Raw genomic sequence first — 25,862 nt, 5'->3', positions numbered from 1 at the left:
GTTGAAAGTTATAAAGTTGTGTAATAAAGATATATAACAAATCTGTAGTATAAAGAGAATTTTAATATAGATAACTAAAAATATAAAGTAGAAGACAAAATAAAAGGATTTAGTGTAGTAAACATATTACACTAAATCCTTTTTATATATTATTCAACTAAATTTTGTGATTGTAAAAACTCTTTAGCTACAGCTTCAGGAGCTTCACCTAACTCATCTACTTTATAGTTAAGATTTGTCATTACTTCATTAGTAATAACACCCTCTAATTTATTTAATACATCTTTAAGTTCAGGATGTTTTTCTAAGATTTCCTCTCTTACAAGGGGAACAGCATGATAAGGTGGAAAGAAGCTTCTATCATCTTCTAAAACTTTTAAATTAAATGATTTTAAAAGTCCATCCGTAGAAAAGGCGTCTACTACTTGGCATTTATCATTCTTTAAAGCTGAATATCTAAGACTACCATCCATGGCAGCAACATTTTTAAATTTTAAATTATAATCTTTAGACAGACCAATAAATCCATCTTCTCTATTTTCAAATTCTAAAGTTGGGCTAAAAACAAAATCTTTACTTACTTTTGATAAATCAGATATTGTTTTTATATTATATTTATCTGCAGTTTCTGGTTTCATTGCTAGAGTATAGGTATTATTAAATCCTAGTGGCTCAAGTAATGTAATTTTATATTTAGCTTCCATTAATTCCTTTGCTTTAAGATAAGCTTTATCTGGATTTTTGATAACCGGTTCTTCTAATACATTTATAAGAAGAGTTCCAACATAGTCAACAAAAACATCTATTTCACCAGATTTCATAGCAGCTATTCCTATAGAACTGCCTCCTAAGTTTAACTTTCTATCTACACGAAAATCTGTATATTCTTCAATTAAATCTGAAACCATATTTCCAAGTACCAATTGTTCTGAAAAGTTTTTTGAACCAACAACAATAGTATCTTTTTTAGGTTTTATAAAACTTAAAAAAGAAGTTACAAGGAAGGTTAATAGAATAATACTTAGAACTACTTTAACTCCAGTAGATTTTGATTTTTTCTGTTGGGGATTTAGTCCTCTAGGAGTAACCATAACTTCTATCTTTCCAAAAAGATAATCAATTAACAGTGCCAATATACAAGAGGGAATAGCACCTGCTAGAATCATGTTATTATTAACTGTTTGAATACCAGAGAAAACTAGGTATCCAAGTCCACCAGCTCCTATAAAAGCAGCTAATGTCATAAGACCAACTGATGTAACAGCTGAGATTCTAACACCAGACATAATTAGGGGTAATGCTAGTGGCAATTTAATTAATCTAAGAGTTTGGTTACTAGTAAGTCCCATTCCACGAGCAGACTCTAATACATTTTCATTTATGTTTGAAAGACCAGTATATGTGTTTTTTACTATAGGCAGTAGTGAATATAAAACTACCATAGTGATTGCAGGAACACCACCAATACCTAATATAGGAATTAATAAACCAAGAAGTGCCATAGAAGGTACAGCTTGCATTAAATTTATAAACCCTAAAACTGGTTTTCGTAAAGATTTAGTTTTGGTTATTAATATTCCTATTGGTATACCAATTAAGATGGCAATGAAAATTGCAACAAAAGTAAGATATATATGTTGGAAGAAAAGTTCTAAAATTTGCTCTTTTCTGGAAATTATGAATTCAAAAAAACTAATCATTATCCTGTACCTCCGTATCTAAAAATTGCTCACTTAAAACCGAAATCAAACTACTTCTAGTTACAAGACCAGCTAATTTATTGTTTTTAGTTACAACAGGTACATAACCAAAGGAGAATTCATTTATTAACTCTAATATTTTAACAATATTATCATCTTCCAAGACTGTTAAAACTTTGTTTTCCATAATTGCTGAAAGTTTAGTTTCTTTATCAAGAGATCTTCTTATATCTTTTAGTGTAACAAGACCTATTAAAGTATTGCTTTTATCTGTAACTAGTAGACTATCTACTTTATGTGATCTCATAATTTCAATGGCTTGTAAAATAGTTCTAGATGGAGAAACACATATAGGCGTATTAATCATAATATCAGATGCCTTGATAAATTCTGGGTTTGCCCAAATTCTATTAGTTCCTATGAAGTCAACAACAAAGTCATTAACGGGATTTCTTAAGATATTCTCAGGAGTGTCGTATTGAGCAATGGCGCCATTGTCCATTATGCATATTTTGTCAGCAAGTTTTATTGCTTCATTCATATCATGAGTGACAAAAATTATGGTTTTCGCTAGTTCTTGTTGAAGACTGAATAATTCTTCTTGAAGGGAAGCACGGGTTATTGGATCTAAAGCACTAAAAGGCTCATCCATTAATATTATCTCGGCATCGGTTGCAAAGGCTCTAGCTACTCCGACTCTTTGTTGTTGTCCACCGCTAAGTTGGCTGGGATATTTATCTAAATATTCTTCAGGTGATAAACCCACCATATTCAATAGGTCGTATGTTTTTTTATTTATATCTTCCGAAGACTCATTTTTTAATTTTGGAATAAGAGAAATGTTTTCTCGTATTGTCATATGAGGGAAAAGGCCTGTACTTTGAATTACATATCCTATGCTGCGACGAAGATTTATGGTATTTTCCTTAGAAATGGGTTTGGAATTTATGTATATTTCACCAGAAGTAGGAGAAATAAGTTTATTAATCATTTTTAAGGTAGTAGTTTTACCACAGCCACTTGATCCTATTAAAACGATAAGATTTCCCTTTTCTATTTTTAAATTAATATCTTTCAAGATAGTTTTTGAACCAATTTTTTTTGTAACATTTTTAAATTCTATCAACAAAAAACCTCCTTATAATAAAAAAACTTTTCACAAAAATGAAAGTCATGTAACTAAGTATAACATAAATTAAAGAAAAATGTAAAATCTATGTGTATTTATAAGGGGGTGTTGGTAATATAAAGTAGGATATAAAACAAAAAAATAATAAATAATAAATAAGGTTTGCTTAATTAAAAAAAACAAGCAAACCTTTATATATAAGCTCTTTCATATATTCTAATGGCATTTGATAAATTAAAAATCACAAAGTTATAATAATAAGTTTAGTTTTTAATTGAAATAAATACATAGTAAGAAGTTATTAAGCAGTATTTATGTCTAATTTAAGAAGTGAGTGTAGCAGCAACTGTACAAATCTTAATTTTCTCCCATTATATATTTACAAAGTTTAAAAAGATTATTTGCTCTGTAGACATTAGTGCAATTCATATAATCTTCAGTATAAATCGCATCCCAAGGATGTATAGATATTAAATCATCGCTGAAAATATCTATAACATATTTTGTATCATTAAAAGATATAAATAGCTTATAAGGCGGACTTTCAGGAAGCTCGTCTGGCTTTTCAATAAAATTTTCTTGTTTTAAGTTTTCAATAAAATCTTCAACTGTTTTAAGACCTTCAGAAGTTATATCAACTTCCTTATGTAGATTTGTATCAAAAAGAGATACTTTGGCATTAGAACTTGTAATAAATTCAGTGTGTAAAGATTTGGTATAATAAAAATTTGTTGGTTTCTGTTTATTATAATCTGATAATTGACATGAAGAAAGAATAAATACAGTCATAATTATTGATAAAGATAATAATATCTTTTTCATTTAAAAGCCTCCTTAAAAAAATACTTTTCAAAGTTAACATATGCTTTTAAACAACCATGTAGAACAGATTAAAGCAAAATAACATTAAATTTACAGTAGTTTTTTTGAATTTAAAAAAATAAAAATCACAAACTACTTATTAGAATATAATTAAGGAGATGATAATATGAGTAAGTCAAAGAGTAATTCAAAAAAAACTAAAGCAGTTGGCAACTACACTAAAAACGCAGTTAAAACTTTTGAAAGTAATATAGTTACTAAACATAATTATTTAGAAAAAGTAGAAGAGGTATTAAACAATAAGTTTAACTAAATTCTTAATAAAGAAATAATAAGAAATCAAAATTTCTTGTAAATTTTTAATGGGGATATATAAATATTAAAAAAAGAATAAAAAGTAACTAAAAAAGAGGTGAGTTAACAAAAAATTAACATTAATTTGTAGAAACTTGTGTTATACTAATGTTTGTAAAGCCAAATAAATATTTAACCCCTTATTTATATAACCCCTTTAAGATATTGGTTCCCCCACCAATATCTTTTTTATTATCTATTTACTTTATTTATCCTTTCTTAAAATTCATTAGAAATCTCATTTCGTTTATTTCCTAAACTCCTATTTTTGCTAAATAAGTATTTTGTATGTTTTTTTATAAATCATATATTTCATATAATTTATAATTAATTCAAAAAAATATATTAACTATTATAGTAAATTGTAATATAATAAGATTATACAGTAAATACATTATATGTAAAATGATTATAAATTATGAAAGATTTTTAAAAAAATATTAATTTAATCTAAAGAAATATTTAAGAAGCTCTAAATATGAACGAAATATATTAAATGTGACTAATATATTTTGAATAATAAAAATACCTATTGAAACAAATGAAAGGGGGATGTATACTTGAATAAGTTTATGGAGTTTACTAGTAAAGGTGGCATAATTGTTTTGGGAATACTTGTTATGATGGCATTAATGAAGAATTTATTAATAGGAAGTTTATTGGGAATTATACTTGTGATTTTAGTTTTGAAAATTATATCTTATAATAGAACTATAAAAGAATCAAGAGAAGAAGAGGACAATCTAGTACAATATAAAAGAGCGAGATGTACTGTCCCAGAGGACGCAAAGAAAATAAAAATTTCTGAATTTTACTATAAGGAAATTAGTTGCAACAATGTTGATACTTTATGGTGGTTAGAGAATAACACAGTATTTATAATATCTAGTGATTTTAAAGACGACTTTGGAATAATAAATATTTTTAAAGAGGACATTTGGTATTTTACAACAATGGATAAGATATATTCAACTCAAGAAATATACAAGAAAGACTGTAGCAATTTTAATGGCAATTCTGTGAATGATTTAGTGTCCATAACAATAAAGGATGTAAAGCAGCTTAATACTAAGTGTGAATGCAATAATAATGAAGTTGTTATGGCAATAAAAGACGAAGATGATTTTAGTTACATGTATTTGGAAGAAAAGTCTTATAATGATTTAGTGGATATACTTCCTTCAAAAGAACTAAAAGATTAAAGGTAGTTATTTTATAATACAGCCATTATCTTATGAGATGGTTACTTTTTAAAGTAGAGAGTTGAATGAAGCTTATTTAAATGATAAGTTTACAGTGACAAGCATACTGGCTTGTTATTTTTTTGAATTTGCCTAAAAAAGAGAAGCTCATAACGGGCTTCTCTTTCTTATATACTTATTAAAGATGAGGGTTGAATAAAACTTCAATCAAATTGCATGTCAAACTAAATTTGTCATTCGTTCACTCCAACTTGTAACTTGTCACTAACATAACTTTGTGGTAAAAGAATATATTTTTGTTATATAATAATAAATGAGGTGAGGGTATTGAACTTAAATAAATTAGTAGATGCAATATTTGTTAAGACTTCAAACTGGACTAAAAGAGAAGGGGAGAAAATATTTAATAAGGGATTGGTATCAAACGTAACCAGCAAGAACATAAATAATTTTTATAGTATATATGGAAGAGTAAAAAATGAAAATAATTCAATGGAATATTACACTCACTTAAAGATAAATCTTGGAAAGGTAGTTTTAGAAGAAAGTAAGTGTTCATGTGAAAGTTTTATTGAAAATTCTAAGTATAATAAAACTTTTTTGTGTCCTCATCTTATAGCAACAACATGTAAGTTTTATTCTTTAGCGTGTAAGACATTAGAGAGTAAAATTAAAGATCCTAAGGAAAACTATAAAAGTGGAGATTTAATACTTGAAAAACTCATAGGTAGAAGAGATATGGATAATAAAATAAATATAAACATTAAACTTAGTTATATAACCAATCCTTCTTTAGATTATTATGAAGCAGAATTTAGAATAGGAAAGAAAAATACTGTACTTATAAAGAGTTTAGAGAATTTTATAGACAAGAAAAATAAAGGTGAAGACATAGTATTTGCTAATGAATTCATATATAAGTCTGAAATAAACTATTTTTCTAAAGAAGATGAAAGACTAATAGAGTTCATAGAGGAATATATTAATATAAATAGAGAATTTCTTAAGAATAGTAGTTCGGCACAGTTTCCACTTATAAATGGAAGGAATTTAAAGGTTTTACCAAATAACTTAAGAAGTTTCTTGAAAACCATTAGTGGAAAAACAATTACATTTAAATACGATTATATAGAATATACTCCAAAAATTCTAGAAAAAGACCTACCAATAAGTTTTACAATTAAAAATGGGGAAGATGGATTCATATTAACAACAAAGAAAAAATTCCCAATGCCTCTTAACAAAAATAAGAATGTGTATTTTTATGATGGACATATTTATTTACCAAGTATAGAGCAAATAGAAATATATAGTCCTTTTTATGATAAATTAAAAAAATTTAATGAAATGAATTTTAAGAAGGATGTTAAGACTTTTAAAAGGCTAGTAAGTGTACTTAAAACAATATCTAATGATATAAACTTTCATGAAAGCATACAAAATTACACAAGTGAGCTTGTAACAGCTAAATTTTATTTGAGCAAACATAAAGAAAAGATTACTTGTGGTGTTAAGTTAAAATATGGTGATGAGACTATAGACATTATAAAGGATAAGAATAAAACCACTTTAGTTGATAGAGATATGAAAAAAGAAAGTATTATAGAAAATCAGCTTTCAAAACTTAAATTTATAAAACGAAATGACGAATTTGTGTTTATAGGATCAGATGAAGATGTGTACGAACTTTTAAAACATGGAGAGGAAAAGTTATTATCTCTTGGAGAAGTATACATGGAAAATGATTTTAATGATTTAAAGATTTATGATTCATCATTTATAGAATCAGAAATTTATGATGATAATGGCAATATGACTTTACATTATAAGTTTGGGAATATTGATTTAAGTGAATATGCTAATATGTTTAAAGCATTTAATAAAAATAAAAACTTTTTTAAAACCAAAGATAATATATTTATTGATTTTAATGACCATAAGGTGGGAGAATTTTTAAATTTAATTCAAGGTATTAGTGAGTGCTTTATTGAAAGTAATGATATAAGAGTTGATAATAACAGAGCATATTATTTAGAAGAAATTATAAGAAAAACCCAACTAAACTTTATTAAAGGAAAAGATATATTGAAAAATATATCTAGTAAAATCATTGAACTTAAAAATGTAGAGTATAAGGAACCAGAAGGTTTAAATGGAACTCTTAGAGAGTATCAGTTAATAGGATATAGATGGATGAGGACATTGGCGCACATGGGCTTTGGGGGAATTCTGGCGGATGAAATGGGACTTGGTAAAACAATACAAGCCATAACATTTATATTATGTAAAAACAACTCAAAAACCTTAATAATAGCACCAACCTCCTTAATATATAATTGGAAAAATGAGTTTGGAAAATTTGCTCCAAATTTAAATATAGGAATTATTCATGGCTCGTTAGAAGAAAGATTGAAAGTAATAGAAAGTAGACAGGAGTATGACGTTTTAGTAACAACTTATGGTACTCTTAGAAATGACTTTAATTTATATGAAAACATTATTTTTGACTTTTGTATAATAGATGAAGGGCAAAACATAAAGAATCCCCAGTCCCAAATTACTGAAAAAGTGAAAAATATAAAGGCAAAGACTAAATTTGTATTGACCGGAACTCCAATTGAAAATAATCTAACAGAACTTTGGTCTATTTTTGACTTTATCATGCCGGGATACTTATATGAAAAAGATGTTTTTCAAAAGAAATTTATTATAAATTATGACCATAATATAGAAGATTTAAAAACTTTAATACGTCCATTTATTTTAAGAAGGGAAAAGAAAGATGTTTTAAAAGATTTACCTGATAAAATAGAGAAAAAATTCTTAGTAGAAATGAATAAATCTCAAATGGAAATTTATAAATCTTATATGAATGAAATAAAAGAAAAGATTAAAACTAATAAAGAAGATAAAATAACAGTGTTTTCTTATTTAACAAAGTTAAGACAGCTATGCTTAGATCCAAAACTTTTAATTGAAGACTATTCTGGGGGGAGTGCTAAAGTTGAAGTTGCTATGGATATGGTCAATGAAGGAATAGCTGAGAAAAAGAAGATATTATTATTCTCTCAATTTACATCAGTATTAAAGAATATATCAAAAATATTAGATGAAAATGGTATAAAATATATGTATTTAGATGGCTCAACTAAAGCTAGTGAAAGAGTAAGATTAGTAGATGATTTTAATGAAGGTGAAAATGTTAAAGTGTTTTTAATATCTTTAAAGGCTGGTGGAACAGGATTGAATTTAACATCAGCAAACTTAGTAATACATTTTGACCCTTGGTGGAATCCAGCAATAGAAGATCAAGCAACAGATAGAGCTCATAGAATTGGCCAAAAAAATATTGTTGAGGTAATAAAATTGGTATCTAAGGGAACAATAGAAGAAAAAATAATTACCCTTCAAAGTGATAAGAAAGAGCTTATTAATAGTGTTATGAATGGAGAGCTTAAAGATGGAAAGGTGTTAACGACTTTATCAAATGAGGAATTAATGGAATTATTTAATTAGATGATGAAAAACTAGGTGTATATACAATATTGAGGTAAAAATAATGGTTTTTTATGGTTGTTATATATATAAGCTTGTGGTATACATAGAATATAATACAATGAATCTTCCTTCGGATAGCAGTAGTTATTTAATGTAATTATATAATAGGGGGTAAAAACATGATTTTAATTTTTGGGATAACATTTGTAATGGCTTTTTTAATTTCACTTATATTATTTAATGGTTTAAATCTTAAGGGTATGGTAGCACTTCAAAAACTTATTTTAAACAGTGAAAAAGAAAAACTTATGAAAAGTCTAGGGTTAATAGTTTTTATACTCATACTACTGGGCATATATAGAATTATGGGATTAAACTTCTATTCAGGAATAATATTAGGGTTAATTGGTGGAGGAATAAGTACTATATTTAAAAAAGATACTAAGATTGAAGGTAATGTTTAGAAAATATATCCACTTAAAGATTATATAACCGTATGATATAATGAAGTAAATTAAATTTGGAGGTATAGCCATTGGAAGATAATAAAATAATGATTCAGATTTTAGAAGAAATGAGATCAATGAGAACTGATGTAAAAGAAATAAAACAAGATGTGTCAGGGCTAAAAGAAGATGTATCTATTTTAAAACAAGATGTGTCAGGACTAAAAGAAGACGTATCTATTTTAAAACAAGATGTGTCAGGACTAAAAGAAGATGTATCTATTTTAAAACAAGATGTATCAGGATTAAAAGAAGATATGAGCAATGTTAAAAGTAAAGTTGATAATTTGGAAAAAGATATAAAAGACATAAACATTAGAAGTGAAGAGATACAAGATACTATTAATAACATAGAATTTACTACTTCTGTAAATAATACGAAACTTATACACATAACAAAATCTATCAAAGTTTTAGATGATTTTAGATATAAGATGGTTATAGATTCAAATAGAAATTCTAAAGATTTTTAGAAAAAATAGCTACAATACTTAAAAATAAGTACTGTAGCTATTTTAATTTATGGTATTTTTATCAAATTTAGAAAGAGATAAACAAATTACAGCAATAGATAAAAGGGATATAACTTGTTTTACATTATCAATCTGGTTTAATAAAGACAAAACAAGAGTTGCAACCCCTACACCAAGAGCAATAGCATTGAAAATTAGAGACATAGTAAATTTATTCACGATAACCTCCTAGATATTTCACATATATTTATAATAGATAGTATATTACGAAAGTTAAGATTAAATGATTATTAACAATATAGTTTTTTATATTAAAGACGTGAAAATAAAAAGGCTGTGGATTAAAAAATAAAAATTTAATTCACAACCTTTATTGAATTTAAGAGGAGTCAATATTAAAATTTTCTTGTATTTTTCTAAACGCTTACACTATATAGTTCATTTTCTTTATTATTTTCTATAAGAGTTACAATATCATTCATAGTTAAAATATCAATATTCATATTTGTATTTGAATTTATTTTTTCTATATAATCTAAAGCATTTTTATTTACACTTCCAGTTGTTACTATGATTCCGGTAGTAATATTTTCAGATATCATAGAACCAACAAATTTTTGACAAAGAGCTCTTCCTATTAATAGATTTTCATTTTTCATGTTTTCAAGCTCTTCTTCACTTAAAGAGGAGTATCTCTTACATTGGACATAAACCTTTTCACCAGAGTTTGAAGTAAGTATTAAATCATTGCCTTCATCATTAAAGTCTGAGGTTAATTCCACATTGGAATATTCACCAGTACCTTGAAATAGCCATTTACAAAATCCTTCAAATTCATAGCCTGACATTGATTCAATTCTTTCTTTTCTCATATCTATGTAGAATTGAATTTTTTCATCTTTGTAGTTAAAAATTTTATTAAAGATGACGGTTGATATTTTTAGGAAGTACATAAAAACTATTATTAAAATTATACCTTTAAGAGTAAACATAAAATCACCTCATTTGTAAGTATTACCAAATTTAAAAATAAAATTCATAAAAACACAAATAAATTCATGAAATGTGAAATTACATAAAAGTATATCTATTAATAAAAATTAGATTTCAAGTTTTTCAGAATAACATGAAGAAAAACATCATTAGAAAACTTGATTAATAATTTGTATGATGAAAGTAAGTGTTGCAAAAGGGGTGCATTTCAATGTAAAGTATTTACAAGGGAATAATATACATATACTGGGGGAGATTTTGTGAAAAGTAAAAAATGTAAGTGTAAAGGTAAAAAGTTAACTACTAAACTAGGAGCTTTTTTAGTACGCCCTAAAAAACAAAGTAATAGATGGATAGAGATAAATATAACCATAATCAATAATAACCAAACTATTAGAGATAAATTTACCAAAATATTTAATTAATCCAATATGAGGGACATATACTAAAGAATTAAAACTTCAATAAAGGCATAAGCTATTTTTATCTAAGATCTATAAGTTATAAATATTTCTATTGTTTATTAAAAGATTCTTAGCTTCATATGAAATTTGCTTAAAAGCAATAGATTATTCAAGTTGAAGCTTAGAAGAACTTGTGTAAGGAACTATTAAAAGGCACATGTCTCACAATTGATAAGCTCTAAAGTATTAGCAATTGTAGTCATGGAATAAACAATAGTAACTAAAAGATTTTAGAAGGTTTTCTAAGTGAAAGATTAAACATGAACTTAGTGTATAAATTCTAATTTGCACTGTTTATATAATCTAAATCTTAGAATTACCTAATAAAAAGAAAAGAGGTGCTGATAATGAAGGTGAAAGATAATAAAACTAATAATGGGCCACAAAAGGGAGACAGAAGACAAAGACTTCATGAAAATCAAAATAATGTAGGAAATCCTAAAAATCCTACAGAATACACAAATTTTAATGGAGAGCCTATAGAATCAAGGCATTAATCACTTTAAAAAAGATTCCCTTTCACTGTTAAAGCTAGAGGGAATCTTTTTTATTGCAAATAAATGGTTTAATTTCCCAGAAAATATTTTTTATTTCTCATTCTAGAAAGTTAATTATAAGAACTTTAGATTAAGCTGAATGAGAATTTATTATCTCTAGTAAGTCTTCTCCATATAGATAAATCCTTTTATCATAAGCACCATAGATTGTTATAAGATCCTTTTGGGTTTTAGGTTTTAAAGATACTAATAAATCAAGCTCAGAATCTTTAAAAACATAATATGGAGGTATGTTTCTCTGTTTAGAAGTATTATATCTATATTTTTTAAGTTCCTTATAAATCTTTAAATCATTAGAAGAATTTTTAGTGCTATTAATATAATCCTTTGAGGTTAGATTATATTTACCTTGAAGATTATACTTTTTCTCAATATGATTACTTTTTAAAATGTTAGCTACATCATACATCTCTTTGTTATTTATTAATGAAGTATTCCTATTGTTTTTCAAATCGTGTTCTATAAGACTTGATATTTGGTCATGCTTTATTAAGGAATGTTTAATATTGATTGGGGCCTTGTCCTTATGTATTAGAGATTTTTGGTTTGTAAATACAATAAAAGATTTTATAGGCACATTTATACTAATATTATTTCCTTTAAGGAAATCTTTAAGTATATTTATGTGACGTTGATTCTGAATAATTGGACTATCCATACCTTCTTTTCTTAGGATATGTCCAGTATCATCTTTTATAATTCTTATGAAATTACCATCTCTTGTTATTTCAATATCGCCATATAAATTTTTGTTTTCTAAAATATATATAAATTTATTTGTTATCACAATAAAATCTAGTTGAGCACAGAATTCTTTATGTTCAATTCTTATATCATGTAAACATAACATTGGGACAAATGAGTTTTTGAGCTGAAAATAAACCTTTTTTTCTCCAAAAATCCCATATCTTAATAGTTTGATATCTCTAAGTATTAATTCCTTTTTATAAGACGAAACCTTTTGAGAAAGATCTATTAAGTCGTGTAAAAGGGAATTTTCCTCTGTAAAATCTTTTATAAATATAGGTTTTTCAATTGATTTATTATATAGTACTAAGTTTTTTACTGCATCTAATAGTTTGTTTAAAAATAGCATAAATTTCACCTTCTTTAGTAATTATTATTAAGTTAATTATAAGACTTTAAATAAAAAATGTATACATATTTAAAGCTTGTATTAAGAAGGTATTGATGCTAATAGTGAAGATTATTTTACATTTGTAATATTGGTAGGGAGAAAAAGGTAGGAAAATATAACTAGTATACATTCTACCACCTTTCATAATTTGTATTTTTGTATATAAATAAGTTTGTTTGAAAGTACAAATTTAAAAATTAAATTTAAAGTGGTGAGTTCTTTACGATAAATTGAAGGACTTTTGTTGCAAGAGAAATAACGTCATCTCTGTTAACATCTGAGAGATCATGTCCACTATTTTCTAATGTTAAAAGCTCAACTTTATTGTTATATTCTTTAGACTTCTCATAAAGTAAAGTAGAGTTAGAAAAAGGAACAACCTCATCTTTTTTACTATGAACAATTAAGGTTTCAGGTAATCCTTCTTTTAAATAATTTATAGGACTATATTTTCTCATCATTTCCTGTGTATTCTTTGTTGTCTTTATGGCATTATCAAGATCCCAACCAGCTGTACTCATATCTAAAGAAGTTAAATCTGTAGGACCAAAGAAGTCTATAACATATTTAACATCTGAAGGATAATTACTTAAGGCAGTATCACCTTTAAAGTCTTCATCTGAACTATAAGCAGCTAGCATGGATAAATGTGCTCCAGAGGATGTTCCTATAACACCTATCTCATCTGTATTAAATCCATAAACATCTTTATTCTTATATATCCAACGTAATGTATCTTTAACATCACTTGCCTGCTTATCAAAGTTAACTGTTTTTCTTATAAGTTCATAAGATGTGCTTATAATAGTAAACCCTTCATCACGAAAAGAATCAAATAATGGAGAAATTGCTTGAGGTATACTTTTATCACCATAAACCCAACTTCCTCCATGGACATATAAAATTACAGGAGAGCCGTTAGAAAGTTTTTTTCTAGGACCATATATGTCTAATGTTAATGGAACACCATTAGTATCCTTATAGACAATATCTTTAAAGTCCATTGACTCCATTGGAGTTAAAAGAGAAGATACATCAGTAGAAGAAGGGGGATTGTCCTTTATTTTTAAATATTGTTTTCCTATATTAACATAAAGGCTTACTCTATGTCTAAACACAAACAAAAAGCCTCCAAGAACTAATACAATAATAAGAAGAAACACTAAAATACCTTTAAAAAATTTTTTCATATAAACCTCCTTAATGTTAATAATGTATATTATAACATTTAAATATTATAAAGTGAGCAGGAAATTTAACATAATAAGTGAAAGTTTTACACATACATATGGGGATATATATATTAATATGGTGAAATATATGAAAAATAATAATATATACCAATGGAATTTCAGCTATGGATTTATATTATGAAGTGATAGATTATTGATTAAGACATGAGAATATTACAATGATCTTAATACAATGAAAAATATAAAAGTTTTTTTAATTTATATAGGATATGTTAGTTATAGAAATCTTTGAATAAGCTATGTTTTTACTAATTTAGAGTTATATATTTGGATTATATATATTAATATGCTAGAATGTATGTTAAATAATAATGATTTTCACAAAGTAATTCATTATATCTTAAGGCTATAAGGCAATGGAATTATGGTATAACATCTTATTTTAAAATGGTAAATTTAATGTGACAGGTAAAAAGTTATAGGGTTAAACAATTTCAGGGTAAGTAGTTATTGAGTGGTGAGTATGGCATATTTAAGAAGATAAGTATTGGTAATTTTAGAAGAATATACTAACTTAATATATAGTGTTCAGAAACTAATAATTTGGGGAGAGGGGAAAACATATGATTAGAAAAGGTAAAGGAAAAATAATAAAAGATGCAGTCCATGGAGATATATTTATTGAAAAGAAGTTTTTTGATTTAATAGAAACTAAAGAGTTTCAAAGGCTTAGGAGAATAAACCAACTTTCAGTTGCAAATCTTATATTTCCATCAGCAGAGCATACAAGATTTTCACACTCCATTGGAACATTTCATATTATGAAAAAAATAATAGAGCATTTTAAGGAAGAGTTTAATTTTATTAATATATCTATAAATGAAAGAGAGGAAGATTTGGCTTTAGCAGTGGCATTGCTACATGATATAGGACATGGCCCATTTTCTCATAGTTTTGAGAGAATATTAAATAGATCTCATGAACAATGGACTAAGGAAATAATTTTAAATACTGAAGGAAATATTAATAGAGTTTTAAAGGAAAATTTTGATGAGAATTTTCCAATGGATTTAGTTGAGCTAATATCTAAGAGATATTTAGTTAGAAGTAAAAATATTTGGAAAAGTAATAAAAAGGATATAAACTTATTCTTTATAATATCATCTTTGATAAGTAGTCAGTTAGATGCAGATAGATTGGATTATTTAGTAAGGGATTCATTTAGTACAGGAGTTAAATTTGGAAATATAGATTTATCTAGAATAATAACCTCAATGTCACTAACTGAGTATAAGGATGATATATATATTTGTATAGCAGAAAAAAACGTTCCAGACATTGAAGAATATTTAATAGCTAGATACCAAATGTATCAAAGTGTTTATTACCATGATAATAAATGTGAAATGGAAAATGTAATAGAGAAAATTTTTAGGAGAATAGAAGAGCTTATGGATAAAGGCGTTTTTAATTATCCTCTTCCAAGAGAAATTTTAAGCATATTCAATAAAGATAAACTCTCACTTGATGAATATATAGATTTGGATGATAGCACATTATTTTATGTTTTTAAGGTTCTTAGAAATGGAGAAGATTTTATATTGAAGACTTTATGTAATGTAATTTTAAATAGAGAGAAATTTAAAAGACTTCAAATAATGGACAATTCCCAAACATATGTAGATAATTTTAAAGAGGATTTTAAAATTATTTTGAAAAAGTATAATTTAAAGATAGATGACTTAAAAAATCAGTACTTTTGGATAGAAGAGAATGTTAGAACTGTAATTTATAATACCCAAAAAGAAAACATATGGGTATTAAGAAATAACGGAACACTTCAGGATATTTCAACATTTTCTCCAGTAACTAGATTTAAAAGAAGTAAGGATATTTATTTCTTTAATATTGATATCCTGCTTAGTCTTATACAACAGGAAAGAGGTAAGTGTAGTATGAAAGTAGAATTAGAAGATTTAATAAATAAGTATAACGGTGAAGGTTAAGTAATTGAGAATTAACAATGATATGTGTAGCCAGCTAGTTTGTGTTGATTATACCCACCCACTTTTATGAAGTTCTATTACCTTCTCATAATAATAAAATTATCTTAATGAAACTAGAATGATAAGCGATAGTGAAATCTGCTTGTTTATGGTGCTTATCATTCTAGTTTCATGTTTATGTGACTTTCCTTAATGAAGGTAATTTAATAAATCATCTACCGTTGTATCCATTTCTAAAGTTTCAACTAATTCTATTAATTCTTTAGATTCTGTTATTGGTCCTCTTGAAGAGCCAGTGTAATTTTCTTCAGTTCCATATTGAAATGTTTTATTATAGCTATTATATCCGTCACTACTATCAGGCTTTAAATCTTTAAGTTGAAAAAATAGCCTAGAATAATTCATAGGGGTAAAGCCATCCTCTTTAGCTTCCATTTTTTGACTGGAGGTGTATATAAATTCAACAGCTAAAGTAGATCTTTTTAAATCATTAATATACTTATTGTTTATACTTCCTCCATCTTTAACTGTTGAAACTTTATTTTCATCTATTCTTTTGTTTGTTAAGTTAACTATTTCTTTGAAAATTTTATCGCTGGGGCTAAGGATTTTTGCTTCACCTGATTTGTAAACAATAATTTTATCAGGAATTTTTAATAGTTTTCTGCCACTACAGGCTGCAAAAACAAATAAGAAACAAATTATAGATAAGAAAGATATCTTTTTAAGATTTTTCATAAAGAAACTCTCCTTCCTAATCAACTTAATATTTAAGATTATTACTTTAATTGTAACATATTAAATTGATAATTTTACTATTTTTGAAAGTGAACTTTTTTATGTCGCAACGCTTAATACTTAAACCACTTTTAAGTAAACTATGTAAATAAGATAAGTAAATAAACAACCTACTATAAGTTAAAAATTAAACTAGCATAAGGCTATCATTCAACTTATTTAAAACTTGTCATTTTTGTAGATTCAGTAATAATATTTTAAATTTATCACATAATATACCTAGGTATATTATGATTAATCTTAATTTAGTATATGTTTTATGTACAAGAAAATGATATACAAATTCACAAAACAAAAGAGGAGGATTTTTATGTCTTTTATAAATTTTATATGGAATTATTTAAAATCTTCAAAAAAGATATTAATAATTGCTCCCATATTTATGATTTTAGAAGTAGTTGGTGATTTACTTCAGCCTTATTTAACTCAAAAAATTATAGATGAAGGGATAGCATATGGCAATAAGGGGTTAGTGCTAAAATTTGGAACAATAATGGCCATTGTTGCAGTTTTTGGGTTATGCTGTGGAATAATAAATACAATTTTAGCAACTATAGTTTCTCAAAATTTTGGCACAATTTTAAGAGAAGATGGATTTAATAAGGTTCAACATTTATCATTTAAAAACTTAGATAAACTTAATCCAAGCAACATAGTAGTAAGACTTACAAATGATATAAATCAGCTTCAAAATTTTGTTCTTATGAGTCTTCGAATTTTAATAAGATCTCCACTTATGTTTATTGGTAGTCTTGTAATGGCAATTATAACATCTAAAGAATTATCACCTATTATATTTATTCTTACAGCTTTTATAATAATTCTATTATATTTAATTATAAAAAAATCATATCCAGTATTCTTAGATACACAAGTGTCATTGGATAAATTAAATGTTATTATAAAAGAAAATTTCTCAGCCATAAGAACAGTAAAAGCCTTTGTAGCAGAAGGTAAAGAGGAAGATAAATTCAATGAAAAAAGTATGGATTTGATGAAGAAGAATATAAAGTCATCAAGAATTGTTGCATTAATAATACCTATGCTTATGTTAAGTATTAATATGGGAATTATTTTTATACTATGGTTTGGGGGTAATTTAGCTTATAACGGTGGAATAGCAGTAGGAGCTATAGTTGCATTTATAAATTATCTTTTACAATTAATGTTTTCACTTATAATTGCAGGTATGCTTTTAATGACAGTATCAAGAGCATTAGTATCAGGAAAAAGAGTTAGAGAACTTTTAAATGAAGAACCAGATATTAAAGAAGATAAAAATCCAGTTCACAAAGAAAATTTAAGTGGAAACATAGAATTTAAACATGTGTTTTTTAAATATGAAGATAGTGATAAAGAGTGGGTTTTAAAAGACATTAGCTTTACAGCAAAAAATGGAGATACTGTTGGGATAGTTGGAGCAACGGGAGCAGGAAAGACCACTTTAGTTGAACTTATACCAAGGTTTTATGATGCAACAAAGGGTGAGGTTTTAATAGACAATATAAATGTTAAAAAATATAAAGAGAAAACCTTACGAAATAACATGTCTATAGTTCTTCAAAGAGCTTTATTGTTTTCGGGAACAATAAGAACTAATATAGAGCAGGGAAAGGAGGATGCTTCACTAGAAGATATAAGAAATGCAGCAAAAGCATCTCAAGCCCACGAATTTATAGAAAGGTTTGAAGAAAGATATGATTCTGTTGTATATCAAAAGGGAAGCAATCTATCTGGAGGACAAAAACAAAGAGTATCCATTGCTAGAGGACTTGTGAAAACTCCATCAGTTTTAATATTAGATGATAGTACTAGTGCGTTAGATGCAAAATCAGAGGAACTGGTTAAACAAGCATTAAATAAAGAATTTGATGATACAACATGTTTTATAGTTGCCCAAAAAATTTCCTCAGTTATAGATGCAGATAAGATACTTGTTTTAGATAATGGGGTTTTAACTGGACTAGGTAATCACGATGAATTGCTTAAGAATAATAAAATATATAACGAAATTTATAAATCCCAAATAGGAAAGGAGGGTTAAACTATGCAACAAAAGAAGAAATCATCCTTAAGAAAATTATTGGAGTATATAGAAAGATTTAAGGGAACATTATTTTTTATTTGTATTTTGGTGTTTTTATATGTTGTATCAAAACTTGTAGGACCTTTCTTAATGGGATATACAATAGATAAGTATATAACAAATAATGACTTGATTGGTCTAAAAAAGATATTAATTATTCTTGGAACTATTTTCTTTTTAACTTCATTTTTTAATTGGTTTCAAAACTTTTTAATGATAAGAATTGGTAGCTATTCTATAAAAAATTTAAGAATAGATTTGTTCTCTAAGATGCAATCTTTATCTTTAAGATTCTTTGACACTCATTCTCATGGAGAGCTTATGAGTAGATTTACTAATGATATTGATAATATAAATACAACACTTAACCAAAGTATATTAGAATTTATAGCTAATATTTTGTCCCTTATAGGTGTTCTTATTTTTATGATAATATTGAATTTTAAATTAGCATTGGTTACTATAGTTTCTACACCTTTAATTATTATAATAACCTTATATATAGCAAGAACAACAAAAAAGAATTTTGCACTTCAACAAGAAAGATTAGGGGCTTTAAATGGATATATAGATGAAAATATCTCAGGTCAAAAGGTTATAAAAGCTTATGGGGTTGAAGATGAAACATTAGAAGAATTCAAAAAGGCAAATAATTCTTTAAAAGAGGTCTCAGTAAAAGCTCAAATTTATTCTGGAATTATGGGGCCTATAATGAATGGAATAAGCAATATTAATCTTGCACTAATTGTTGGAGTTGGTGCCTATCTTACTCTTAATGGAAAGGCATCTGTAGGTATAATTGTAAGCTTTATAAATTTTGCAAGACAGTTCTTCCAACCTCTTAATCAAATTGCAAACCTATACAATCAACTTCAGCTTGCAGTTTCAGGAGCAGATAGGGTATTTGAGATTATGGACGAAGAGGCTGAAATTGTAAATAAACAGGGTGCTAAGGATATAAAAACTTTAGATGGAGATGTTAAATTCTCTAGGGTTTTCTTTGGATATGACAAGGGAAGAATGGTACTTAAAGACATAAATATTCATGCAAAAACAGGAAATATGGTTGCATTAATAGGGCCAACAGGATCAGGTAAATCAACAATAATGAATCTTCTTACAAGGTTTTATGATATTAATAGTGGATCTATAAACTTAGATGATATAGAAATACAAGATATAACAATGGAATCCTTAAGAAAATGTATAGGAATAGTTCTTCAAGATACATTATTTTTTACAGGCACAGTAGCTGAAAATGTAAGTTATGGAAAGTCAGATGCTACTATGGATGAAATTATAAATGCTTGTAAAGTAGCTAATGTGCATGATGCTATTGAAAAACTTCCAGATAAGTATAACACTATAATAAACACGGATACAGGACATTTAAGTATTGGACAAAAGCAACTTATTGCCATAGCTAGAACTGTAATAATGGACCCAGATATATTAATTTTAGATGAGGCTACAAGTAACATAGATACAAGAACAGAAGCTAAAATTCAAGAAGCTATGAATAAGATTATGGAGGGAAGAACAAGCTTTGTAATAGCTCATAGGTTAAAGACTATTTTAAATGCTGATAAGATAATAGTTCTTAAGGATGGAGAGGTAAGAGAAGAGGGAACTCATAAGGAGCTTTTAGCTATAAATGGGATTTATTCTGAGCTTTATAACAATCAATTTAGGTTAAAAGCATAATTTTATATAATCATATGTACCAGAGTATAGGATTATCAAGTGATTCTCAAAAATATTCCATGAGTACCATAGATAGATAAATTTAGCTGAACATTCTATATATAAAAAAGCATTGATTACTAAATTCCAATAACCGGATTATAGTCTAATAAATTGGAATTCTTAATGTAAGCAATGCTTTTTTTATTTTACCTAAAAGAGAGGATCATTCTATTAAAAATCTTATCTATAAGAAGTTTTTAATGCTTCTTTTAATATCTTAGGGTTTCTTTTGTAAGGGGTTACTGGACAAATCTTTTTATCTTTCACATCAAATAGAGTATATATAGCAATTCTTGCTGCACGTACAGAATATTCTTCAGTAAATACCATATCTTCTGGAATTTCAACGAACTGACTAATCATAGCAAAGTTTGTTGATCCTTTTGGTACAACATGTGGACGATCAGACATCTTGCGAGGTTGGAACTGTGCATCTATATAGGGCATCATACATGGAATCACATTGGTTACTGTCTCCATAATTTCATCTAGTAGATCTTCCAGGTGTAAGTGATGTAAAAGTTCTATTAGTATTTCCTCACCAGTACAATCGCGCATTGGTTTCTTTACATAATCACCAATTTTGTCTGTAAATAACCCATAACCCCAGAAAATAGTTGTATTAAGAGGCTGACTTTTAAAGTGTGGCTGAGCTGCAACAACGATACTCATTAACCAATTAGAATCTTTAAACGTCATTAAGGCACCACTACCCGGAATATTTGTAGATAACCTTTCAATAAGTCTTAAAAATTTATTGCCTTTACAAGTTACAGTAAAGCTTTCCCAGTTAGTTTTATCTGGGTGACCAAAGAATGGTTCTGGATTTCCAAGTCCTTGTTTTTTCTTAGCTATTTTTGTCCAAAGTTCACCAGACATTGGGTTATCAGGGATATATTTTGGAGGAGTGTACATGTTTCCTAGACTTGCACAGTCAGTCATGCAACCATTTATCATAATGCAAACATCATTAGGATTTAGCTCAATAACCCTTTTACCGCCATTTTCTTCTATATGTATAGCAGTTACTGTAATTTCATCTACGGGTTTGAAATCTAAGTCAGTTACAGTTGCATTTATACTGAAATCAACTCCAAAGTCATCTAAGTAAGCTTTTAATGGAAGAATAACAGATTCGTATTGATTAAAAGAAGTACGTGTAACACCCTCTAAAGTTTCAATACGAGAAAACTCAAAAAGGCTAGACCATTTTTGAAAAGCAAAGGTTGTTTGCCACATATGCCAGAAATTAGTTTCAAAGAAATGTGGGGTATGACTAAACCATTCCTCAATAGTCATATTATCTAGTTTTTCCTCAGGGGTAATCATTAATTTACCAAGAGCCATACGATCAGTATTGTTGAAGCCCATACTAGTCACATCTTGAATCACTCCATGTTTGTCAATTAAACGTGCTTGTGCATGGGTTGGATGCAAGTGGTCAAAATTAAGAATTTCTTCAGAAACACTTTTACCAGGCATATCAAGAGAAGGTATACTTGAAAATAATTCCCAGAAATTTTCATAAGTTTCTTCGTTTAACATTCTACCACCACGGCATACGAAACCATTTATTGAATCTCCTGCACCATCATTACTTCCTCCAAGAACTTTTCTTCCTTCAATAATATGAATATTTTCTCCTTTGAAACTACAGTCTCTTATGAGGTAAGCTGCACCAGACAAGGAAGCCAGCCATCCTCCAATAAAGTAAACTTGTTTATTTTCATTGTTTTTATTTGAATGTACTGGTGTTTTAGATTTCTTTTTAAGCTTATTTGTGCCAACTATTGCTACAGTAGTAGCACCAGCTATTGCGCTTAAAGTGAGTAATATGTTCATATTATTTTTGATTGATTTTTTTTTTCATATCACTTTCCTCCGTTCCCTTTTTAATAGTATTAGATGTTAGTATATATATTGTAAGCAAAACTCTTTTATTCCAAATCTGCTTGCTTACTCTGTTATTGTTTTACTATATATAGTCTAAGTAAAAATAATTGCAATTATTCACTTTCGAGGGTTTGTGTAAAAAAATTCCAGAAATAATTTTAGAGTGTGTCAATGATTATTAAGATAGTAACTAAATATAAAAAGAATTTAATAAATTATATAAGAGATGTTTTTATAAGGGTAGGGGTTATGACTTTGTTAAAAACATGTAAAGTTATTAAAAAATATGTTGCATAAAATAGAAAAAAGATATATATTATAAACATAACTTAATAAAAAATTCCCTTGAAGGGGAGTAGCTTTCATTGAAAAGTGATAATTAGCCGTCATTTCGGACTGTAAAGTTCCGGTTAATTAGTAAGTATAAGACTTATTAGCAAGACCTTCAAAGTAGATAATATTAGTATTATTTACTTTGAGGGTCTTTTTTATTTAAATATTTAAGGGGGAAAAAGTATGTTTTACAAAAAAAGTTCAGAAGAAGTAATTAATACCTTAGGAAGTAATGTTAAGGGTATGAATACTGAAGAAGCAAAGAAAAAATTAATTGAGAAAGGATATAATGAGTTGGAGGAGAAAGAAAAAACTCCAACATGGAAGCTTTTTATAGAAAGCTTTAAGGACCCACTAGTTATAATTCTTTTAATTGCAGCAATGGTACAAGTATTCTTAGGAGAAATGGTTGAATCAGCAATTATCTTTGCAGTTTTAATATTAAATTCAATACTTGGAGTTGTCCAAACAAAGAAGGCAGAGGGTTCTCTTGCAAGCTTAAAAAAATTATCAGTACCTAATGCAAAGGTAATACGAGATAATATAAAAATTACAATACCATCAAGAGAATTAGTTGTTGGAGATATTGTAATACTTGAAGCTGGAGATTATGTGCCAGCAGATGGTAGAATAATTGAGGGACAAACCTTTAAAGTTGTAGAGGGTATGTTAACAGGTGAATCAGAACCAGTACTTAAGCATTGTGACAAGATAGAAGAAGACTGTGCACTAGGGGATCAAAAAAATATGGTATTTAGTGGTTCTATGGTAGTGTATGGAAGAGCAACATATATTGTAACTAATACAGGTATGAATACTGAGGTTGGTAAAATAGCAAATTTACTTGAAAATGCTGAAAATAAAGAAATGCCGCTTCAGAAAAAGTTAGATGAGTTTGGTAAGAAGTTAGGTATAGGTATAGTCATTTTATCACTTATAATATTTGGTGTTGAAGTTTTTAGAGGTGGAGATCTTGTAGAATCCTTTATGTTTGCAATAGCAATAGCAGTTGCAGCCATACCAGAGGCATTATCTTCAATAGTTACTATAGTTTTAGCAGTTGGAACAAACACAATGGCAAAGAAACAAGCTATAATGAGAAAGTTACCAGCAGTCGAGACATTAGGTTCCACAAGTGTAATATGTACAGATAAAACAGGAACATTAACTCAAAATAAAATGACTGTTGTTGATCTTTATATGTATGGCGTTAAAAAGAGTGATTTAAGCAAGAGCTTAGCAGAACAAGAATTAGCTTTATCATTAGCGTCTACACTTTGTAATGACTCAGATATAACAAATGATGGAGAAGAAATAGGAGATCCAACAGAAGTAGCACTTATAAACTATGCTAAAAAGAACAAATTGAATTATAAAGAGCTTAGAGAAAAGTATGATAGACTTAATGAATTACCATTTGATTCAGATAGAAAACTTATGTCCACTGTAAATAAAATAGAGGACAAGGTTATAATGTTTACTAAAGGTGCTCCAGATGTGATATTTAGTAGATGTAAATATGCTTTAAACAATGGAGAGTTAGTGCCAATAACTGAAGATATAATAAATGAGTATAGAATGGTTAATGAAACTTTCTCTAATAAGGCGTTAAGAGTTCTTGCATTTGCAACTAAGAATATAGATGATGAAAATTTTGTGCCAGCTATAGAGGATGAAGTTGATTTAACTTTAGTAGGAATTATGGCTATGATAGACCCTCCAAGAGAAGAGGTTAAAGACGCAGTAAGGGAAGCTAAGAATTCAGGAATAAAAACTGTAATGATAACAGGGGACCATAAGACAACTGCAGCAGCAATAGCAAAAGATATAGGGATTATGGTTGAAGATGATTTAGCGCTTACAGGTCAAGAATTAGATAACATAAGTGATGAACAATTAGATAGAGATTTGGAAAAAATATCAGTATATGCAAGGGTTTCACCGGAGAATAAAATAAGAATAGTAAAGGCGTGGCAAAGAAAAGGTAAGGTAACTGCTATGACAGGAGATGGTGTAAATGATGCTCCAGCTTTAAAACAGGCAGATATAGGAATAGGTATGGGAAGTGGAACAGAGGTTGCAAAGGATGCGGCATCAATGGTCTTACTAGATGATAACTTTGCTACAATAATTAAGGCTGTGGAAGTTGGAAGAACAGTTTATGAAAATATTAAAAAATCAATAACATATCTTTTCGCAGGAAATTTAGGTGGAATAATAGCTATATTATTTGCAGTATTTGCAAATTGGTCTAATCCATTTACAACAATACAGTTATTATTTATAAACTTAGTAACAGACTCATTACCAGCAATAGCTCTTGGACTTGAAAAATCAGAAAAAGGTGTAATGAATAAACCTCCAAGAGAGCAAAATGAGGGCATATTATCAGGGGGAACACTAAAATTTGTAGCTATAAGAGGATCTATAATAGGTATGGTTACTATAATAGCTCAATACTTAGGAATGAAGATTTCACCAGAGTTTGGTACAGCAATGGCATTCTCAACACTTACTTTATCTAGAATAATACAAACATTTGCTTCAAGATCTAATACAGATACAATATTTAAATTAGGTTTTACAACCAATAAGTATGTTTTAGGTGCAGTTGGTATTTGTTTAGTAATGTTTAGTATAACATTAGTACCATTAATGAGAGAAGTATTTGCTATTCCTACAGCATATAGTTTAACTACATTTATAACATGTTTTGGACTAGCTATAGGTGCAAGTTTGCTTATGGAAGTTAGTAAGTTTATATCAAAATAACAATATAAAGGGTTAACTTAAGGCACATTTAAAAAAATAACAAGTCAGTATGCTAGTCTATTTTGTGTCTAATAAGATATCATTGGATAAGTTCGCACAATCTATTATTGGGATTAAAAGAATTTTATACCAGGGATATTTTTGTTTTAATTAAATTTTAAGTATAAGTTTTTGTATATTAAAACAATAGAAATAGTAA

General features: G+C 27.6%; 20 protein-coding genes. 11 read left to right on the top strand and 9 right to left on the bottom strand.

Translation table 11 applies throughout. The features are described from left to right. Window positions 1-149 precede the first annotated feature (149 nt). The 3 genes from BM119_RS07630 to BM119_RS07620 all read right to left on the bottom strand — a co-directional run bounded on the left by BM119_RS07630 (window position 150) and on the right by BM119_RS07620 (window position 3,651). Window positions 150-1,700 carry an ABC transporter permease/substrate-binding protein gene (locus BM119_RS07630; protein ID WP_090040290.1) on the bottom strand — a complete coding sequence of 517 codons (1,551 nt, stop codon included), beginning with the start codon at window positions 1,698-1,700 and terminating at the stop codon, window positions 150-152. Next, window positions 1,693-2,826, bottom strand: coding sequence for a betaine/proline/choline family ABC transporter ATP-binding protein (locus BM119_RS07625; protein ID WP_090040288.1), 1,134 nt, complete (start codon window positions 2,824-2,826; stop codon window positions 1,693-1,695). The genes BM119_RS07630 and BM119_RS07625 overlap by 8 nt, the downstream gene beginning before the upstream one ends. A gap of 360 nt (window positions 2,827-3,186) precedes the next feature. Then, window positions 3,187-3,651 (bottom strand): DUF4883 family protein, encoded by a 465-nt coding sequence (locus tag BM119_RS07620; RefSeq protein ID WP_090040287.1) that lies wholly within the window; start codon window positions 3,649-3,651, stop codon window positions 3,187-3,189. Between the two features lie 166 nt (window positions 3,652-3,817). On the opposite strand from BM119_RS07620, the gene BM119_RS19820 reads away from it, so the two are divergent. The 5 genes from BM119_RS19820 to BM119_RS07600 all read left to right on the top strand — a co-directional run bounded on the left by BM119_RS19820 (window position 3,818) and on the right by BM119_RS07600 (window position 9,684). Next, entirely contained in the window at window positions 3,818-3,964 is a 147-nt protein-coding gene (locus BM119_RS19820; protein WP_177199346.1) for a hypothetical protein, read from the top strand. A 601-nt stretch (window positions 3,965-4,565) separates the two neighbouring features. Beyond that, window positions 4,566-5,207: a hypothetical protein gene (locus tag BM119_RS07615; RefSeq protein WP_090040285.1), complete on the top strand. Its 642-nt coding sequence runs from the start codon at window positions 4,566-4,568 to the stop codon at window positions 5,205-5,207. A 327-nt stretch (window positions 5,208-5,534) separates the two neighbouring features. Continuing rightward, a complete protein-coding gene (locus BM119_RS07610; protein ID WP_090040284.1) occupies window positions 5,535-8,723 on the top strand; it encodes a DEAD/DEAH box helicase in 3,189 nt (1,062 codons plus the stop codon). A gap of 161 nt (window positions 8,724-8,884) precedes the next feature. Beyond that, the gene (locus tag BM119_RS07605; RefSeq protein WP_090040282.1) at window positions 8,885-9,169 is read left to right on the top strand and encodes a hypothetical protein; all 285 of its coding nucleotides are present in this window, start codon (window positions 8,885-8,887) and stop codon (window positions 9,167-9,169) included. A 71-nt stretch (window positions 9,170-9,240) separates the two neighbouring features. Continuing rightward, window positions 9,241-9,684 carry a hypothetical protein gene (locus BM119_RS07600; RefSeq protein WP_090040281.1) on the top strand — a complete coding sequence of 148 codons (444 nt, stop codon included), beginning with the start codon at window positions 9,241-9,243 and terminating at the stop codon, window positions 9,682-9,684. A gap of 42 nt (window positions 9,685-9,726) precedes the next feature. Here the strand turns inward: BM119_RS07600 and BM119_RS19815 are convergent, their stop codons facing one another. Continuing rightward, on the bottom strand, window positions 9,727-9,903 hold the full coding sequence (locus BM119_RS19815) for a hypothetical protein (protein WP_177199345.1): 177 nt from the start codon (window positions 9,901-9,903) through the stop codon (window positions 9,727-9,729). A gap of 197 nt (window positions 9,904-10,100) precedes the next feature. After that, entirely contained in the window at window positions 10,101-10,676 is a 576-nt protein-coding gene (locus BM119_RS07595; RefSeq protein ID WP_090040279.1) for a restriction endonuclease, read from the bottom strand. Between the two features lie 261 nt (window positions 10,677-10,937). On the opposite strand from BM119_RS07595, the gene BM119_RS19810 reads away from it, so the two are divergent. Continuing rightward, on the top strand, window positions 10,938-11,102 hold the full coding sequence (locus BM119_RS19810) for a hypothetical protein (RefSeq protein ID WP_177199344.1): 165 nt from the start codon (window positions 10,938-10,940) through the stop codon (window positions 11,100-11,102). A gap of 386 nt (window positions 11,103-11,488) precedes the next feature. Next, on the top strand, window positions 11,489-11,638 hold the full coding sequence (locus BM119_RS19805) for a clostri-philic family protein (RefSeq protein ID WP_177199343.1): 150 nt from the start codon (window positions 11,489-11,491) through the stop codon (window positions 11,636-11,638). 130 nt (window positions 11,639-11,768) lie between these two features. Here the strand turns inward: BM119_RS19805 and BM119_RS07590 are convergent, their stop codons facing one another. After that, on the bottom strand, window positions 11,769-12,794 hold the full coding sequence (locus tag BM119_RS07590; protein WP_090040278.1) for an NERD domain-containing protein: 1,026 nt from the start codon (window positions 12,792-12,794) through the stop codon (window positions 11,769-11,771). 245 nt (window positions 12,795-13,039) lie between these two features. Further along, window positions 13,040-14,026 carry a prolyl oligopeptidase family serine peptidase gene (locus BM119_RS07585; protein ID WP_090040276.1) on the bottom strand — a complete coding sequence of 329 codons (987 nt, stop codon included), beginning with the start codon at window positions 14,024-14,026 and terminating at the stop codon, window positions 13,040-13,042. A gap of 626 nt (window positions 14,027-14,652) precedes the next feature. Here BM119_RS07585 and BM119_RS07580 point away from each other — a divergent pair. Then, the gene (locus tag BM119_RS07580; RefSeq protein WP_090040275.1) at window positions 14,653-16,035 is read left to right on the top strand and encodes an HD domain-containing protein; all 1,383 of its coding nucleotides are present in this window, start codon (window positions 14,653-14,655) and stop codon (window positions 16,033-16,035) included. A gap of 189 nt (window positions 16,036-16,224) precedes the next feature. Here BM119_RS07580 and BM119_RS07575 read toward each other — a convergent pair whose 3' ends face one another. Further along, window positions 16,225-16,773, bottom strand: coding sequence for a hypothetical protein (locus BM119_RS07575; RefSeq protein WP_090040273.1), 549 nt, complete (start codon window positions 16,771-16,773; stop codon window positions 16,225-16,227). 370 nt (window positions 16,774-17,143) lie between these two features. Between BM119_RS07575 and BM119_RS07570 the strand changes: the two genes are divergently transcribed. Both BM119_RS07570 and BM119_RS07565 read left to right on the top strand, forming a co-directional pair. After that, a complete protein-coding gene (locus tag BM119_RS07570) occupies window positions 17,144-18,877 on the top strand; it encodes an ABC transporter ATP-binding protein (protein ID WP_177199342.1) in 1,734 nt (577 codons plus the stop codon). Window positions 18,878-18,880: 3 nt separating this feature from the next. Then, a complete protein-coding gene (locus tag BM119_RS07565; RefSeq protein WP_090040270.1) occupies window positions 18,881-20,623 on the top strand; it encodes an ABC transporter ATP-binding protein in 1,743 nt (580 codons plus the stop codon). Between the two features lie 222 nt (window positions 20,624-20,845). Here the strand turns inward: BM119_RS07565 and BM119_RS07560 are convergent, their stop codons facing one another. Beyond that, complete coding sequence (locus BM119_RS07560) at window positions 20,846-22,507, bottom strand: oleate hydratase (RefSeq protein ID WP_090040268.1); 1,662 nt, start codon at window positions 22,505-22,507, stop codon at window positions 20,846-20,848. A 567-nt stretch (window positions 22,508-23,074) separates the two neighbouring features. Between BM119_RS07560 and BM119_RS07555 the strand changes: the two genes are divergently transcribed. After that, window positions 23,075-25,663 carry a cation-translocating P-type ATPase gene (locus BM119_RS07555; RefSeq protein WP_090040267.1) on the top strand — a complete coding sequence of 863 codons (2,589 nt, stop codon included), beginning with the start codon at window positions 23,075-23,077 and terminating at the stop codon, window positions 25,661-25,663. Window positions 25,664-25,862: the final 199 nt, after the last annotated feature.

Origin of the sequence: Clostridium frigidicarnis (assembly GCF_900111985.1) — a bacterium.
Lineage (GTDB): Bacteria > Bacillota > Clostridia > Clostridiales > Clostridiaceae > Clostridium_Z > Clostridium_Z frigidicarnis.
This window is presented reverse-complemented; position numbering and strand designations above follow the sequence as displayed.